1 protein-coding gene is annotated in these 1,408 nt (G+C 70.2%); it reads right to left on the bottom strand.

Translation table 11 applies throughout. The features are described from left to right. Nucleotides 1-1,204, bottom strand: a 1,204-nt coding sequence (gene thrC, locus D588_RS0114695; RefSeq protein ID WP_017916522.1) for a threonine synthase, incomplete at its 3' end; no start/stop codon positions are given. Nucleotides 1,205-1,408 lie beyond the last annotated feature (204 nt).

Raw genomic sequence — 1,408 nt, 5'->3', positions numbered from 1 at the left:
TTGCCACCGGCTGCCCGATCAGCGGCTCCACCACCCCTTCGAACTTGGCCGGATGCGCGGTAGCCGCCACCGCCCAATCGCCGGCGTCCGCCTCCGCGCCCTCGGCACGCAGTTGCTGCAGCACGTGCAGCGCGGTGGCGGTGTGCGGGCAATGCACCTCGCCGTAGCGGCGGAAGCGCTCGCCGATGGTCTGGCGGATCTGCGCATCGTCCACCGAGTACGCCTGGAACTGGGTGCGCAGCGTGGCGTCGTCGCCCTGGTACAGCCAGCGCAGGCGCTCGACATTGCTTGGCGCGCCGACGTCCATCGCATTGGCCAGGGTCGCCACGCTGGGCTGCGGCGCGTAATCGGCGCCGGCGAAGAAGTCCGGCAGCACGCGGTTGGCGTTGGTCGCCAGCACGATCCGGCCCAGCGGCACGCCCAGCGCGCGCGCCAGGATCGCGGCCAGCGCATTGCCCAGGTTGCCGGTGGGCACCACCAGGTTCAGCGGCTGCGCATGCGCGGCATGGTGCTGCAGGGCTGCATGCGCGTAGTAGCTCATCTGCGGCAGCAAGCGCCCCAGGCTGATGCTGTTGGCCGAACTCAACGGCGCCTGCGCCTGCAGGTCGGCGTCGTTCAGTGCCTGCTTCACCAGCGCCTGGCAATCGTCGAACGAGCCGGCCACGCGCAGCGCCTGAATGTTGTCGCCGAAGCAGCCGAGTTGATGCGCCTGCCGCGGCGACACGCGCCCGTCCGGATACAGCACCACCACGCGCAGCCCGGGCTGGCGATGGAACGCGGCCGCGACCGCGGCACCGGTATCGCCGGAGGTGGCCACGAGGATGGTCAACGGCGTTTCCGCACCCCGCCGCAGCCGGGTCAGGCAGGCGGCCAGGAAGCGCGCGCCGAAGTCCTTGAACGCGGCGGTCGGCCCATGGAACAGCTCCAGCGCGTGGTCGCCGGGCGTGGCCAGCGGCTGCAGCGGCGCGGCGAAGTCGAAGGCCTCCGCGCAGATGGCCGGCAGGTCAGCAGCCAGAGCGTCGCCATCGAAGAACGGCGCCAGCAGATCCGCGGCGGTCTCGGCGAGGCTGGCACCGGCGCGCAGGTCGCGGGCGGCGGGCAGGCGCTCGGGCACGTACAGGCCGCCATCGGGGGCGAGCCCGGCGGCGATGGCCTGGCTGAGCGAAACGGCGGGAGCGGCGTTACGGGTGGAGATGAAGTTCATGGTGATTCCGTTAACAGGGGGAATTCGATCGCACTGTCGTTCTTAGCTGTTGCTGTTGCTGTTGCTTCGGACGTTGCTTTGGCTTCGGACGTTGCTTTGGCTTTGGCTCTGGCTGTTGCTCTGGCTTTGGCTGTTGCTGTTTTGCTTCACCCGGGGTCCCCTCGGCGCGGCAGCCGCGGCGGGCGAATACCCGAAGGGCGACGC

This window comes from Xanthomonas sp. SHU 308, from assembly GCF_000364645.1.
Taxonomy (GTDB): Bacteria; Pseudomonadota; Gammaproteobacteria; order Xanthomonadales; family Xanthomonadaceae; genus Xanthomonas_A; species Xanthomonas_A sontii.
The sequence above is the reverse complement of the archived record's forward strand: the minus strand, read 5'-3'. Positions and strand labels throughout refer to the sequence as shown.